Origin of the sequence: Enterobacter sp. BNK-29, assembly GCF_048684785.1 — a bacterium.
Classification (GTDB): Bacteria; Pseudomonadota; Gammaproteobacteria; order Enterobacterales; family Enterobacteriaceae; genus Enterobacter; species Enterobacter cloacae_M.
This window is the reverse complement of sequence record NZ_JBLQTU010000001.1, coordinates 3494551-3509045: the sequence shown is the minus strand read 5'-3', so window position 1 is coordinate 3509045 and position 14495 is coordinate 3494551. Positions and strand designations below refer to the sequence as shown.

Here is a 14495-nt window from a genome sequence, read left to right as displayed (position 1 = left end):
TTCTACTTATCTTATTCAACCATTCGGTAGCGGCGTTGCCAGGTCACGACCTTGCCAGCCTCACTGTCAACGTGAAGCTGGCTGACGACGCGCAGCGTTAAATCATCGGTATTGCCGGTGGTATCCACCCGAAAATAGCGACTGTTGACCGCAATCCTGTCCTGGATCTGCGCCAGGATATCTTTGGTCTGCGGATAGTTGCTCTCCAGCACTTTGCTGAATGCCTCCAGCGACGCCCACCCCTCTTCCGGGCGTGAATCGATCAGGCGGGCAGCGTCGTCCGTGTTTAACACGCCGGTAAAAACCGCCGCCAGCAGCGGCGCCTGTTCGCGCGTTAAGGTATTCACATTTATGGTGCCATCCGTATCCGGCAAGGCGCACAGTAGCTTGCCGACCTTCGGCCACGCTGCCTGCGGAAAGGCGGGCAGCAGTCTGATTTCGTTGATAGTGCGCATCATTTGATTCGCCGGACCGCGGGCGGGCGTCACGCTCGCCCAGCCATCAGCCTCCTGGCCCTGTTTCGCCGTCACGTCGTCGGCGTCGAGATAATCCACCAGCTGCTGGTAAATCTCTTCTGCCGCCAGCGTACCAACGCCACTTTCAGCCAGCAGTTGTTCAATAATCTGCTCTTTGACCGGTTTTTCCGGCAGCGCAGTTGGGTCGGCCGGGGCCGCTGGTGCCGCGTCACCGGCCAGCAGACTATTGACGTTAAAGCAGGTCCGGGCATCCTCCACCTGACTCACCACGGTGTAATTATCCCCGTGGGTTTCCAGCGGCTGCGCCCAGTCACCTTGCGGCGACAGCCCCGCCCCTTCTGAACTGGCTGCTTTCTGCAACACGTTTTCCAGTACTTTCTGTTGACGGGCAATGGCCCAGCGCAGCGTCTGCTGGCTGACCTGGTAATGCGTTTTTTGCAGGTGGCGGCAGAACTGCTGACTGATTTCCGCCGCCAGGGCGGACATCATCACCAGCAGGATCAGCACCACCAGCAGCGCCACGCCACGCTCTTTTCGCGCTGTTTTGCCGCTCATGAACTCACTCCTGGCTCTGCTGTCGTATCGGGCTGCGGGGTTGTTACGGGCTGGGCCGCATTCTCCGCTGCCGGCTGCGCCGGGTCCGCATTCGTCTCTTTTGGCGCGGTCTGAATCTCAGGCATATCGCCGGGAGTGATAAAAACCCAGCGCCAGTTTTCCCCGTTTTCCATGGTCAGATTCAGCTCAACGCCGTCAGGCTGACGGGCGGTGTCGGTCCATTTTTCCTGCCAGCCCTCGTGCCAGAAGCGCCATTTCATCTCTTTCACATCGCTCAAAATCGGCACTTCTTCCGGCTGCGCGCTGGCGGGACCGTCGATAGCAGCCCAGACGTTGCGCCACAGGCGCTTGTCCTTTAACGTCCAGCGCACCCGCTCCAGCTGCACCTGGCCGCTGATGCCGTTCAGGGTTGTCATTTCCACACCGTTCTGCTGCTGGACGAACACCTCGCCGCTGTTGCGCGGCGCGCGCGCCTGTTGCTGATAAAAGTCACGCGAGAGGAGGTTGTACGTGCGCTGAAGCGCCGTCACTTTTGTCGCCGCCTCGTCGCTGGCCGTCGAGGTGCGCATCGCGCCGTCGAGAGTTTGCCAGGCGAGAATGCTGATCACCGCGAAGATGGCCAGCGCAATCATAATTTCCAGCAGGGTAAAGCCCTGCTGACGCTGCACCTTACTCACGATCCACCTCCGGTTCGGCGAGCTGAAGCGCCACCACCGGTTGCGCATCGCTTGCTTCGCTGTAAACCCGTACCTCATCGGCAAAGGTATTTTCGGCGGTTTTCACCCGCTGGATATGCCAGGTCCAGGTTTGTCCGCCCATGGTTTCGGTGCCCACCTGCTCGGCGTCCGGGAAATCGGTCTGAGCCAGCTGCGCTTGCGCCAGCTGATTTTCCGCCACCCAGCCCGCCTGCAGCGTTTCCGACAGGCTGTGGGTAAAGCGCACGTTCAGGGTGACAGAGTTCATCAGCGCCAGCGCCGCGGTGGAGAAAATCACCAGCGCCACCATCACTTCCAGCAGGGTCATCCCCTGCTCTTTGGATTTGCGTTTAGTCATCGTTTTCCACCATCACGGGAACAGAGCCCTGCGACGTCACGTGAAAGCGCTGCTTTTTATCCAGGCTTTCGATGCTGAGCGTGAAGCGGCTAAGCTCGCCGTCCGGCAAAAAAATGATTTGCGGTTCATCGTCCAGCGTGGCCGCCAGCGTTCGCGATGAGAGGGAGACATGCATCTCCTCAGGAAACTCGCCGCGGGTGGCGATCCGCCCCGACTTTAACGGTGCCCAGTGGCGCTCGCCGTTATTTACAACCTGCGTCACCAGTTCAAATTCTGACGAGGTCATCACCAGCCCGACAATATTTCCGTCCATTACCGCACGGTCAGAACCATATTCAACGAGGGATTTTAGCTGCTGACCAAATGTATCTGCGCCGCTGCGTGATGGAATGGTGGTGACCACCATCATGGCGCTCAGGGCGAATATCACCAGCGCCACGATAATTTCCAGCAGGGTAAATCCACGTTGCTTATTCATTACTTATCTTTTTTATCAAAAGACCAGTTGCTGATATCGTCGGCAGTATTAGCTTCTGCATCCGGACCGGCTGAGAAAATATCGACAGCGCCATGCTCACCCGGGCTAACCAGAATATAGTCATTGCCCCACGGGTCCTGCGGCAGGCGGCGAATATAGCCATCGTCACGGTAGCCTTTCGGAATGGGCGCAATCTCAGGTTTGGTCACCAGCGCCTGCAGCCCCTGCTCGGTGGTCGGATAGCGATGGTTGTCGAGTTTGTACATATCCAGCGAACCTTCCAGCGCCACAATATCGCTGGTCGCTTTCTGAATATCGGCTTTTTCTTTATTGCCCATTAAATTAGGCACAACCATACTGGCCAGAACGCCGAGAATAACGATAACTACCATTAATTCGAGCAGCGTGAACCCCGCCTGACGCTTCAGGCTATTTTTTTTCAAAGACATGTTTAACCCACCATATTATTAAGTTGAAGAAGCGGTTGTAATATTGAAAGAACGATAAATAAAACAACGGTCGCCATAGTTACTACCAGTGCCGGTTCAAATACCGACAGCGTTAACGTAATTCGATGCTGTAATGCAGATTCCTGGTTTTCCGCCGCACGATCCATCAGCGAGCCCAGCTCGCCGCTCTCCTCCCCGGAGGCCACCATGTAGAGCATGGTGGGTGGAAAAATTCTCGCCTGTTCCAGCGCGTTGTAGAGGGATGCCCCCTGGCGCACGGTATCCGCCGCCTGCTCAAGCACCTGCCGGGCATAGAGGTTTTCAATCCCGTCCATCGCGATGTACATCCCCTCCAGCAGCGGAACGCTGCTGGCCTGCAAAATACTCAGCGTACGGATGTAGCGCGCGCTGTTGATGGCGCAGACCAGTTTTTTCAGCGGTGACTTTAGCAACAGCCACCGATGATAAACAAACCGGTTCTTTTCTACTTTTATCCAAAATTTAAAGCTCGCCGACGCCCCGAACAGGCCGCCGGCGATAACGATGCCCCAGGCCTGTAGAAAGTCGCTCACCGCAATCAGCGTGCGGGTGGTCACCGGCAGCTCTTGTTTCATGTGGGTGAACTGGTCGATGACCTGCGGCACCACGGCGACCAGCAGAATGGAGATCACCGCGATCGCCACCACCGTCAGGGTGATGGGGTAGACCATCGCCTGGGTGAGCTTGCTTTTCATCTTCTGGCGCTGCTCGTTGTACTCGGCGAGCTTTTCCAGCACGCCACCGAGATGACCGGTCTTTTCACCGGCCATCACCAGGGTGCAGTAGAGCTTGTCGAAGCTGCGCGGAAACTGGCTGAAAGCGTCGAACAGCGTATGACCTTCCACAATTTTGTCGCGGATCTCGGTCACCATCGCCGCCAGGGTTTTATCTTCCGTCTGCTTCGCAATCGCCTTCAGCGCACTCTCCAGCGGCAGTGCGGCATTGACCAGCGTCGCGAGCTGTCGGGTAAACATCGACAGCACCGGAATCGACAGTTTTGCCCCTTTACGGGCGCTTTTTCCCGCCGCCGGATCGCTGGTCGGCGCAATGTTCACGGGCATCAGCTTCTGTTCGCGCAGCATCTGGCGCACCTGCTTTGGCCCTTCGGCCTGAAGTGTGCCGCGCTGGGTTTTCCCCGCCGCGTCCGTCGCGGACCACGCATACCACGCCATTACGCATCCCCCCCGCGCTCGGCGGTGACGCGCATCACCTCTTCCAGCGAGGTTACGCCGGAGATCACCTTCAGCAGACCGTTTTCACGCAGGCTGTAGGCCTCTTTGAAAAGCTGCGTTTCGATGGACATCTCATCTTTGTCTTCATGGATCGCACGGCGCATGGCGCTGTCGACCACCAGAAATTCATGGATGCCTGCGCGTCCCTGGTAGCCGCTCTGGCGACACTGTTCACAGCCCACGGCGCGATAAATCGCTTTCGGCGGCGTTTCCATAAAGGTGAACAGCGCTTTCTCATTGTCATCCAGCGGACTGGTCGTGCGACAGTGCGGACACAGCCGACGCACCAGACGCTGGGCAATGACGCCAAGCAGCGACGAACCAATTAAAAATGACTCCAGCCCCATATCACGCAGACGGGTAATGGCGCCCGCGGCGCTGTTGGTGTGCAGCGTGGACATCACCAGGTGACCGGTGAGCGAGGCCTGTACCGCGATTTGCGCGGTTTCACCGTCACGAATTTCCCCGATCATCACCACGTCCGGGTCCTGGCGCAGAATGGCGCGCAGCCCGCGCGCAAAGGTCATGTCCACGCGCGGGTTGACCTGGGTCTGCCCGACCCCTTCCAGTTCATACTCGATAGGGTCTTCCACGGTCAGAATGTTGCGTTCATGGCCGTTAAGCGCCGAAAGCAGCGCGTACAGGGTGGTACTTTTCCCCGAACCGGTCGGGCCGGTCACCAGGATGATGCCGTGCGGACGTTCAATCAGTCCCTTTAACTTCACCAGCTCTTCGTCAATCAGACCGAGCTTGTTGATGTCCGGCTTAAGGTTGCTTTTGTCCAGCAGACGCATCACCACGCGTTCGCCGTACTGAGACGGGATAGTGGAGACACGCACGTCAATGGCCTTACGACCAATGCGCAGCGAGATACGACCGTCCTGGGGGAGACGTTTTTCGGCGATGTCCAGTTTGGACATCACTTTGATACGCGACACCAGCAGCGGTGCGAGCTTGCGCGCCGGCTGCAGCACCGGACGCAGCACGCCGTCAACGCGAAAACGAATGCTCAGGGTGCGCTCGAAGGTCTCGATATGAATATCGGAGGCCCCCTCTTTCACCGCTTCGCCCATAATGGCGTTGATCAGGCGGATCACCGGCGAGTTCTCGTCGTTATCCAGCAGATCTTCGTTGTCAGGGATCTCCTCGGTTAACGCCATCAGGTCAATATCGGCGTCCATGTCGTCCACCAGCTGCTGCGAGACGCCGCTGTTCTGCTGCCAGATGTTGGTCAGCAGTTCGTCAAACGCTTCCGCCGTCAAGATCGTCGGGGCATAGGAGCGCCCCAGCACGCGGCGCATCTCCAGCAGGGCATACGCCTGCGCATCCTCGCGGATATACACCTCGTCGTTATAGAACAGGACCCCGTTCTCTTTCGCCCAGGTGCTGGTACAGAACGCATTACTCATCTCGGTCATGTCGCTTGCGCCTTATTCTTTAAACGGGTTGCGGGACGACACCGGCGCACTGGCGCTCACCGGCGCGGCGCGGCTCTGGGACGGATAGGCTGGCAGCATCGGTGAATCCGCATTCTCTACGATACCCAGCTTGTGCTCTTCCATACGCTGCTGCTGACGCGCCTGGATCTGCTCATATTTCTCTTTCGACGCCGCGCCGTAGTTGTCGTCGTCGCGCAGTACGGTGGTGTGGATAAACACCATCAGGTTACGTTTGGCGCTGTCCTGGGAGGTATAGCGGAACAGCTGCCCCACAACCGGAATATCGCCCAACAGCGGCACTTTCGAGACCGACTGCTTGGTGACGTTTTCCATCAAACCACCCAGCACCACCGTCTGCCCGCTGTGGACCATCACTTCGTTGTTGATGGTGCGGGTGTTGAACGTTGGGCCCAGGCTGGCATCGGCCGTCGAGGTGTTATCCACGCTGGAAACTTCCTGCTCGATCTTCAGATGGATCATGTCGCCATCGTTGATCTGCGGTACGATTTTCAGCTTCGTGCCGACGGTTTTACGTTCCACCGAGTTAAAGACGTTATCGCCGCTGGTGGTCTGTGAACCGGAGAGGACCGGAACATCCTGACCGACGTTGAACGACGCCTCTTTGTTATCCAGCGTCACCACGCTCGGTGTCGACAGAATGTCGTTTTTGCCGTTAGTGGACAGCGCCGTCATCAGCGCGCCAAAGTCGCCGTTAAAGAAACCAGTCGCCAGGCCCGTATAGCTGCCAATGACTTTTGACTTCTTGATCTGGCTGATCGGCAGGCCGGTCGAACCAAACTGAACCCCGCCGTGTTTACTGGTCCACTGCACGCCCAGATCCAGACCGTTACCGTCCTGTACTTCGGCGATGATCGCCTCCACCAGCACCTGCGGACGGCGGATATCCAGCTTGTCGATCACTTTTTCCAGTGAATTCATGACGTTTGGCTGGGCGGTGATCACCAGCGAATTGGTAGACTCGTCGGCGGAAATATTCAGATCGCCTGCCATCGGCGCGGCTTTGCTCTTGCCACCGCCCGCTTTATCCTTCAATTGCTCGCCGATCCCCGTCAGCACCGGCACCACTTTGCTAGCGTTGGCGTATTTCAGGTAGAAGACGCGGGTGTTGCCCTCGTTGTTCTGCTCGCGATCGAGCTGGGAGATCAGCGTCCGGGTGCGCTGACGCGCGTCCGGGCTGCCGCTGATCACCAGGCTGTTGGTTTCATCGTCGGCGACCACTTTGGTCGCCAGCTGCGGGGCGTTTTGCCCTTTCTGCTCTTCGTTGTTGAGGTTGTTCAACATGTCAGAAAGCTCTTTGGCCGAGGCAAAACGCAGTGGCACGATTTCACGGCGCTGGACGCCGCTTTGATCCACACGCTGCACCAGATCCACCAGGCGGTTAACCACCGAGGCTTTGCCGGTTAACAGCAGCACGTTTGACGGTTCAAAATGGACCACGTTGCCGATGCCGGAGGCGTCGTTCAGCTGACGCAACAGGGGGGCCAGCTCACGTACCGGGACGTTCTCCATCCGCACCACGCGGGTGATGACTTCGTCGCCTTTGCCAGGGTTTTTGCTGTCGGCAATCGGTGCGCCCGACATGCGGGCCACCGAAGAGCGCACGACTTTCACCATCCCGTTATCCATCGGAATCACCGACAGACCATAGAGATCCAGCACGCTCAGGAAGAACTGGTAATATTCATCTTCCGTCAGTACGTTGTAGGTGCGAACCGACACCGTTCCCTGAACGGAAGGATCGACCAGAATGGTTTTATTAAGGTTACGCCCGACGGTATCGATAAATTCGCGGACATCGGTATTTTTAAAACTGGCGCTAAAGTTCGCCGCGAACAGCGAACCTGAATATAACGACAATGCGGTCAGCGCTACGCACGCCCATGGAAATTTCTTCATGTCTGTACACTTATTAATTGTTTAGAACATTGACCCGAATATTTTCAAGGTGAGCGTGACGCCGAATAACGACATCCGCCTCTTTCATCTTTGACCAGCGCGCAACGAGCTCTTTTGCCTGCGCCTCTTTAGTCATATCCACATCGTCAACTTTTACCACTACATCACCCTTTTCCAGGCCAGCATGGCTGTAGAAAGGCGACGCATTGCGTGGATTAATGTTGTAGCCTTCCAGCTGGCCTTTTTCGATTATTGGTTTTAACACCAGATAATCATCCAGATGCAGATTATCTAACCCTGCATCTTTCTTCGATTTGGTTACCGGGGCGCTGTCAACGCCGCCTTTGAAATAGTCTGGTTTTTTAAGTGAAATAACCTGCGGCGCGCCTTCATAACTCACCACCACATTATCAGGATGAATTTCGGCAATATAGGCATTGTCAAAACCGGCGAGCATTTCGCCCTCGCGATAGCTCTTTTGTCCGGCGGGGGTTTTTATCACCGCAAAGGACAGCCAGGCTTCATCGCTGCTGAGAATACCTTCTATTTCCGCACTGAGCGGCGTTTTCACCGCCGCTGGCTGTTTCGCTGGCATCACCGCCGGAGAAAAAAGTACAAACTGATTTTCATCGTGACTTTTTTTTTGCATAGTCTTTTTTGAATCAGATAACCTGTTCGTCACTTTTTTATAATCTTTATAAACCATATACCCTTGCTGGCCGCAGAATATAAGCAGCACAAACATGACGCAGGGCATAATCAATTGAGTAACAAATGACATCCGCATTTTTTAACGAGCCTTTCTGCCAGTCAGTAATTCACAGCACAGGGCTGTATGAGTGAGTGGCGTAAATACTAATGTGTTTTCTCGCCCCCGCCCATTCACACTTCCGCTAACAATAATTTAGAAAAAGGTTGATCGTTAAATAAACTCATGATAGAGGCGCAGACAGAATATTTTTATCCTGTATTCAAATTGCCCCTTCCGCCTATATCCTTTACTTTTCCGGCTCCTTGCTATGAATCAAAGAGACGGTAATACGCTATGTATATGCGCCATTTTAATTTCACTACCCAGCCTTTCCGGACTATCACCCGGATGCCAGGTGATTTTTTTGTTCCGTATCATCAGGATGTGTTCGGTTTGCTGAAAGAGAAGTGCCAGACAACAGGCGTCACTGCGCTCTTAAGCGACGACAGCTATCTCGCCTCGCAGTTTTGCGATGCGCTGAAAAAGCATGACGACACGCTGCTTGCCATTAACGCCTTCCCGAAACTCAGCGCCAGCGGCCTGCTCTATAAACTCAACACCACCACTAAAGAGAGCAAAACCCGGATCCAGGCTATTGATGCTGTGCTGCGTCAGTGGAAGGACGAGATGTTGTCCCGCAAAACCACGCGTAAAGTGCTGGTCATTTCGCATATTCAGTCAATGAAAGCGAATTGCCACGACGCTCTGTCCATGTTGTTAACCCGCGCGCAGGAGCTGGATGTGCCTCTGTCGGTTGTGCTGATGGGATCGGCCGACCAGGAAGCCACCCTCCAGCAGTCCGGGTTGCGTGAATCTCTTCATACGCATCACACGCTCCGGCCCCTCACCTGCCGCGAGTCCCTGAGCTATGTTCAGGCCCAGTGTGAAGCGCATGGCAGCGACGAGACGCCGTTTACTCGGGCCCGCGTGCGCAAGATGCATGTTCTGTCCAAAGGACAGACAGGCAAACTCAACGAGCTGGCGCACCTTGCGATGCTAGCCGCCTGGACCGAACGTTCAGCGCAGGTATCGCCGCGCCATCTGCGCCTCGCCGCAGGAGAAGTTCTGCCGGCGAAGCCGAAGGGCAAACGCCTTGCCGTTATGGGGCTTTTTGCCTCAGTACTGTTTGCCGCCTGCGGCTGGACATTGATGCCCACCATTACCGCCAGACTGCCGGTACAGCTGCCCGTGATGGCCAGCTGGAAACCGCAGGCACCAAAAACCGACGCCCCAGCGGTGCCGGTTATTGATAATGAAGTGGTGAATAAGCCCGATGCGATGCATCAGCTCTATACCATGTGGGGTTATGACGCCACGATGGAAGAGGCGCTCTGCCAGAACGCCGGGCAGGTCAACCTGATGTGTAAGGAGGGCAGCGCTCCGGTCGAGGAGCTGGCAAAAGAGGGTTACCCGTGGATCGGCGAGATCAAAACAGGCGATCACCTGAATTATGCCGTGGTGGCCAGAGTAGATGATAAATCGCTGGATCTGCTGATGAATAATCGTACCTGGCAGGTGAGCCGCAGCTGGTTTAATCAGCATGCAACGGGCAATTACACCCAGTTGCACCGCCTTACGCCGCAGGGGAAAGACGCCGTGAGCGCCGAAAGCAGCGCCAAAGATCTGGGCTGGATGGATCAGCAGCTTAGCCTGGCGCTGAATCTACCCGAAACCCACACAAAGGTGTGGACGGCCGAACTGATGCAACGTACCCGCGAGTTTCAGCAGAAAATGCATCTGCATGTGGACGGGATTGCGGGTGAAGATACATTGATGCAGTTAATGCGTGAAACCCGGACTACGCCAAGCGTACTTATTCAGTCCGCAAATATATCTGCGACCCCCAACGCGCAGGAGAAGCATTCATAATGTCGACAATTACTCTGGCTGCCCAGCGCAGCGCTACCCTGAACGCACCGGTCTGGTTTTCTTACCGGCGCCCCTCGCTGAAAAAAGTGGTCTGTGCCACCCTGATCTGGGTGGTGGGAATCGTGATGACGATCGCTGCGGGACTCTACGCTCATCTCTACTGGGATCTGCGCCATCCGGTACCTGAGCCAATAAAAGCGAGCGCCGTTAAGCCAGAAACGACGCTATCGGATATGCATTATGTCTATGTCAGTAAACCGTTCCCGCAGCCTGAACCAAAGCAAGAACCGGTGACCAAAGAGATGCCGCCGCTGCATGAGATGCCCATTGATAGCGGCGATGCCGACTGGCAGCAGGCGCCCGACGGTGAAATGCCGCATGATATTTCCCGGGATATATTGCCAGGAACAGAAGTGAAGAATTCTGCTCTCCCCGAACAGGATAATGCCGGTCAGACAGTTGATGACGGGGCGATCAAGGCATTATTGTTGAAGGCGTTAAAAGAACAGGAAAAAGATTATTCGCAGGGGAAAATGCCCGCGCCTCCCGTGGATGAAACCACGTCAGGAACGCAGGCAAATAATTTACTGAAACATAGCCCTCCTTTCAGTTAAAAAGGAGATAAAAGCGATTAATATTTCTCCGGCAATGCTGACAAATACATAAGACGACCTTTCTCAACCTGAATATAATTACCTTTTTTCAGGTCGGCGAGGATTTTAATAATGGTACTGCGAGCCAGGCTGGTATATTCCTGAATATAGTCATAAATATTGATATCGCGCTGATGGTGCACTATCAGTTCGTTAATTTCCAGCAAGAACTCGCGAACAATCGAGTAGGCGCTGCGGGCCACCAGCACTTCGTCACGCTTGCTGAGCAGGCAAACATACCAGGAGAGGACTTTACTCAAGGCTTCCCAAAGATTTTTTTCGCTTATCAGACGGACAAAATCATCTTTTTTAATGGTGCGCACCACGGTATTGGCACGAACCAGGCCGTACATATGCGTTGAGTTGTAATAAATAGAGGAGAGACCAAAAATACACTTATTCTGTAAGGTGAACATACACAGTTCATCCGACTCGCGGCGGAATTCAACTTCACCGCTCACGATAAAATGAATATCTTCGTTGTTCTCGGTACTGATACGCTGCCATTTGCGTAAGGTTCTTTCTTCAAAACCTTCAGTTGCCGCGATAAGGGCGTCAAGTTCTGCTTGTGGACGGCTATTTTTACTGTAGATACTTAACATTGTTATACCTATTAATATTAAATTGAAAAAGGTGAACGTGTGCAATCACAGCGCATAAATGCGTAGTCCATTTAAAAAATTTAATGTAAAGCTAAGACGTTAGAACATCCGTATTTCTTATTTGTCGTGCTGATATATTGTCAACCACGTTTGCGAGTAATTTCGACTGAGGAAACTATAAAACATTTACACCGTGAATGTGATTAACAAATCAGTCCAAAAGAAGATCGTGTAAAGTGGCGTCGGGTAACCCGAAGGATTACCCCTGCCCGTAGCGCTCTAACAGCGCCTCCGCGATGGCCAGCGTTTCGCGATCGGCCACGCCGTCCCAGCGCGCCGGGCGAAAATGCATCTGAAACGCGACGATAACGCGCTTCTGCTGTGCGTTCGTCATGTTATCGGTCACCTCATAGCCGTAGCGCGCCAGCAGATCGAGCAGCACCTTCGGCTCCACGAGCTCATCGCGCGGCTTGCCGTTCAGGTAAAACGCCACCCGCGCCGGGTCGGGCCACGCGCCGATACCCTGCATGGCCAGCGCCTGCCACGGGAACAGCGGGCCGGGATCGTCTTTGCGCTGCGGAGCGATGTCCGAATGGGCCACCACATTTTCAGGCCTGATGTTGTAGCGGGTAATAATGTCTTTGGCGAGCGGAACCAGCGCCGCAATTTGCTCAGGCTCAAACGGCGTAAAATGCTTAACGCCCGACGTTTTTTGCCAGCCGCGGTTCTCAAGCTCAATGCCGACCGACGTATCGTTAATCCGGTTGGTGCCGCGCCAGAAGCTGATGCCCGCATGCCAGGCCAGTTCGCTTTCGGGTACCAGCTGCCAGATGCGCGGCTTACCGTCCGGTGCCGGGGGTTTAGCCGGGATCAAATAGTGAGAGCTGACGTTCTTATCCGTCAGCGTGGCCAGCGAGCTGTCAAAGTCATCCGCGGTGTAGTGGATCACCAGCACCTTGATGCGCGGGTAAGCCGCCTGCGCCTGATGGCGCGTGTCCAGCTCGTAGGCGCCTTTATCGATGATCCCTTTTTCAGTGGCACACCCTGCCAGCAGCAGCGCCAGCAGGAGCGTGGCAAGCGAACGCCTCATCGGAGGGTTTTCACCGCCGTACCGCTTACGCTCACCATCAGCATGCTGGCATCTTTTCCGACCGTTTCGTAGTCGATATCAATCCCCACGACCGCATCAGCGCCGAGGGCTTCCGCCTGCTCGCCAAGCTCTTTAAAGGCGATTTCACGCGCTTTGCGCAGCTCTTTTTCGTATGCGCCCGAGCGGCCGCCAACGATATCGCGGATACCGGCAAAAAAGTCGCGGAAGATATTGGCGCCGAGAATGGCTTCGCCGGTGACCACACCGCAATACTCGGTTATTGTCTGCCCTTCCAGGGTTGGCGTTGTTGAAAACTGCATGGTTTCTCTCCTTCTTTAGCGTTCAATGCCTTAGGCACAGCATTATCGGTTCGTTACGCTATGATTGAAAGGATAGTTAATAAATAAGGAAATCAACATGCGCTATTCTGCTTTAACACTTTTGGTGCCCTGCGCGCTGGTGCTCAGCGCCTGTACCACCACGGTCACGCCAGCCTTTAAGGATATCGGTACCCGCAGCGGCCCCTGCATTGAGGGCGGCCCGGACGCCGTGGCGCAGCAGTTCTATGATTATCGCATTCAGCACCGCAGCAACGATCTCACCGGCCTGCGCCCGTATCTGAGCGACGGTCTGGCAAAACTGCTTAATGACGCCACCCGCGATCCTCAGCACAACACATTGCTGAAATCCGATCCGTTCTCCAGCCGAACCACGCTGCCGGACAGCGCCGAAGTGGCCAGCGCGTCAACCATCCCGAACACGGATGCGCGTAATATTCCGCTGCGCGTGAAGCTGATGCAGGGAACCCAAACCTGGCAGGATGAAGTGCTGATGATCCGTGAAGGACAGTGCTGGGCGGTAGACGACGTGCGCTACGTTGGCGGCAGCGTTCATGCCCCGGCAGGCACGCTTCGCCAGTCGATTGAGAATCGCTAAACTCGCCGATACAACCCGGTAACCCCCGTAAAATGTGCGGCATTTCATGCGGAATGCCGACATTTATACTCGCCGACCTTACCGTTCGCTATTTTGTGCTATGTTTAAGAGGAAACACGGGTTATATTTAACTTTTAACGCATAAATATTGCATAACTATTCTGTCAACGGTACTATCTGCGGCCTCAATTGCTATAGATTGCCTGGATGAGTAAAGACTGCCCCGATGAGTATTAAACTAAACGGCATTAACTGCTTCTACGGCGCACACCAGGCGCTGTTTGACATCACGCTGAACTGCCCGGAAGGCGAAACGCTGGTTTTGCTTGGCCCAAGCGGTGCAGGCAAAAGCTCCCTTCTGCGCGTCCTTAATCTGCTTGAAATGCCCCGTTCAGGTACGCTGGCGATTGCCGGTAACCACTTTGATTTCTCGAAAACGCCGTCTGATAAAGCGATTCGCGAACTGCGTCAAAACGTCGGCATGGTCTTCCAGCAATACAATCTCTGGCCGCATCTGACCGTCCTGCAAAACCTGATTGAAGCGCCTTGTCGCGTGTTGGGGTTAAGCAAGGATCAGGCGATCGCGCGCGCTGAAAAGCTGCTGGATCGTCTGCGCCTTAAGCCCTACAGCGACCGCTATCCGCTGCACCTTTCCGGTGGTCAGCAGCAGCGCGTAGCCATTGCCCGCGCGCTGATGATGGAGCCTGCGGTACTGCTGTTTGATGAGCCAACCGCGGCGCTGGACCCGGAAATTACCGCCCAGATCGTCAGCATCATTCGCGAGCTGGCGGAAACCAATATTACGCAGGTTATCGTCACCCACGAAGTGGAAGTGGCGCGTAAAACCGCCAGCCGTGTGGTCTACATGGAAAACGGGTATATCGTTGAGCAAGGTGATGCGAGCTGCTTCGCGAACCCGCAAACCGATGCCTTCAAAAACTATTTATCTCATTGAT

At 55.2% G+C, this 14495-nt stretch carries 16 protein-coding genes; 4 read left to right on the top strand and 12 right to left on the bottom strand.

The genetic code is table 11. The features are described from left to right. Positions 1-11: 11 nt before the first annotated feature. The 9 genes from gspK to gspC are packed head-to-tail and all read right to left on the bottom strand — an operon-like array spanning position 12 to position 8383. On the bottom strand, positions 12-1031 hold the full coding sequence (gene gspK, locus ACMGGX_RS16750) for a type II secretion system minor pseudopilin GspK (protein WP_420298622.1): 1020 nt from the start codon (positions 1029-1031) through the stop codon (positions 12-14). Further along, positions 1028-1708 carry a type II secretion system minor pseudopilin GspJ gene (gene gspJ / locus ACMGGX_RS16745; RefSeq protein WP_420298621.1) on the bottom strand — a complete coding sequence of 227 codons (681 nt, stop codon included), beginning with the start codon at positions 1706-1708 and terminating at the stop codon, positions 1028-1030. The genes gspK and gspJ overlap by 4 nt, the downstream gene beginning before the upstream one ends. Next, a complete protein-coding gene (gspI, locus tag ACMGGX_RS16740) occupies positions 1701-2084 on the bottom strand; it encodes a type II secretion system minor pseudopilin GspI (protein ID WP_126794989.1) in 384 nt (127 codons plus the stop codon). Before gspI ends, gspJ begins: the two co-directional genes overlap by 8 nt. Then, the gene (gene gspH, locus ACMGGX_RS16735) at positions 2077-2562 is read right to left on the bottom strand and encodes a type II secretion system minor pseudopilin GspH (protein WP_420298620.1); all 486 of its coding nucleotides are present in this window, start codon (positions 2560-2562) and stop codon (positions 2077-2079) included. The genes gspI and gspH overlap by 8 nt, the downstream gene beginning before the upstream one ends. After that, positions 2562-3011, bottom strand: a complete 450-nt coding sequence (gspG, locus tag ACMGGX_RS16730; protein ID WP_029739462.1) for a type II secretion system major pseudopilin GspG — start codon at positions 3009-3011, stop codon at positions 2562-2564. Before gspG ends, gspH begins: the two co-directional genes overlap by 1 nt. 2 nt (positions 3012-3013) lie before the next feature. Beyond that, positions 3014-4222, bottom strand: a complete 1209-nt coding sequence (gene gspF / locus ACMGGX_RS16725; RefSeq protein WP_348560820.1) for a type II secretion system inner membrane protein GspF — start codon at positions 4220-4222, stop codon at positions 3014-3016. Continuing rightward, a complete protein-coding gene (gene gspE / locus ACMGGX_RS16720) occupies positions 4222-5691 on the bottom strand; it encodes a type II secretion system ATPase GspE (protein ID WP_407065667.1) in 1470 nt (489 codons plus the stop codon). The genes gspF and gspE overlap by 1 nt, the downstream gene beginning before the upstream one ends. Before the next feature lie 21 nt (positions 5692-5712). Beyond that, positions 5713-7638: a type II secretion system secretin GspD gene (gspD, locus tag ACMGGX_RS16715; protein WP_202782154.1), complete on the bottom strand. Its 1926-nt coding sequence runs from the start codon at positions 7636-7638 to the stop codon at positions 5713-5715. A 13-nt stretch (positions 7639-7651) separates the two neighbouring features. Further along, a complete protein-coding gene (gspC, locus tag ACMGGX_RS16710) occupies positions 7652-8383 on the bottom strand; it encodes a type II secretion system protein GspC (protein WP_420298764.1) in 732 nt (243 codons plus the stop codon). Between the two features lie 300 nt (positions 8384-8683). On the opposite strand from gspC, the gene ACMGGX_RS16705 reads away from it, so the two are divergent. Further along, complete coding sequence (locus ACMGGX_RS16705; protein ID WP_420298619.1) at positions 8684-10258, top strand: peptidoglycan-binding protein; 1575 nt, start codon at positions 8684-8686, stop codon at positions 10256-10258. Continuing rightward, positions 10258-10872, top strand: coding sequence for a hypothetical protein (locus tag ACMGGX_RS16700; protein ID WP_420298618.1), 615 nt, complete (start codon positions 10258-10260; stop codon positions 10870-10872). Before ACMGGX_RS16705 ends, ACMGGX_RS16700 begins: the two co-directional genes overlap by 1 nt. A gap of 17 nt (positions 10873-10889) precedes the next feature. Here the strand turns inward: ACMGGX_RS16700 and ACMGGX_RS16695 are convergent, their stop codons facing one another. The 3 genes from ACMGGX_RS16695 to ACMGGX_RS16685 all read right to left on the bottom strand — a co-directional run bounded on the left by ACMGGX_RS16695 (position 10890) and on the right by ACMGGX_RS16685 (position 12923). Further along, complete coding sequence (locus ACMGGX_RS16695; RefSeq protein ID WP_202770326.1) at positions 10890-11513, bottom strand: helix-turn-helix domain-containing protein; 624 nt, start codon at positions 11511-11513, stop codon at positions 10890-10892. A gap of 259 nt (positions 11514-11772) precedes the next feature. Continuing rightward, a complete protein-coding gene (locus tag ACMGGX_RS16690; protein ID WP_199029011.1) occupies positions 11773-12603 on the bottom strand; it encodes an N-acetylmuramoyl-L-alanine amidase in 831 nt (276 codons plus the stop codon). After that, positions 12600-12923 carry a heavy metal-binding domain-containing protein gene (locus ACMGGX_RS16685; RefSeq protein WP_023310944.1) on the bottom strand — a complete coding sequence of 108 codons (324 nt, stop codon included), beginning with the start codon at positions 12921-12923 and terminating at the stop codon, positions 12600-12602. Before ACMGGX_RS16685 ends, ACMGGX_RS16690 begins: the two co-directional genes overlap by 4 nt. A 97-nt stretch (positions 12924-13020) precedes the next feature. Between ACMGGX_RS16685 and ACMGGX_RS16680 the strand changes: the two genes are divergently transcribed. Together ACMGGX_RS16680 and artP are read left to right on the top strand one after the other, a co-directional pair. Then, the gene (locus ACMGGX_RS16680; protein ID WP_348560816.1) at positions 13021-13539 is read left to right on the top strand and encodes a lipoprotein; all 519 of its coding nucleotides are present in this window, start codon (positions 13021-13023) and stop codon (positions 13537-13539) included. 226 nt (positions 13540-13765) lie between these two features. After that, the gene (gene artP, locus ACMGGX_RS16675) at positions 13766-14494 is read left to right on the top strand and encodes an arginine ABC transporter ATP-binding protein ArtP (protein ID WP_325760202.1); all 729 of its coding nucleotides are present in this window, start codon (positions 13766-13768) and stop codon (positions 14492-14494) included. Position 14495: the final 1 nt, after the last annotated feature.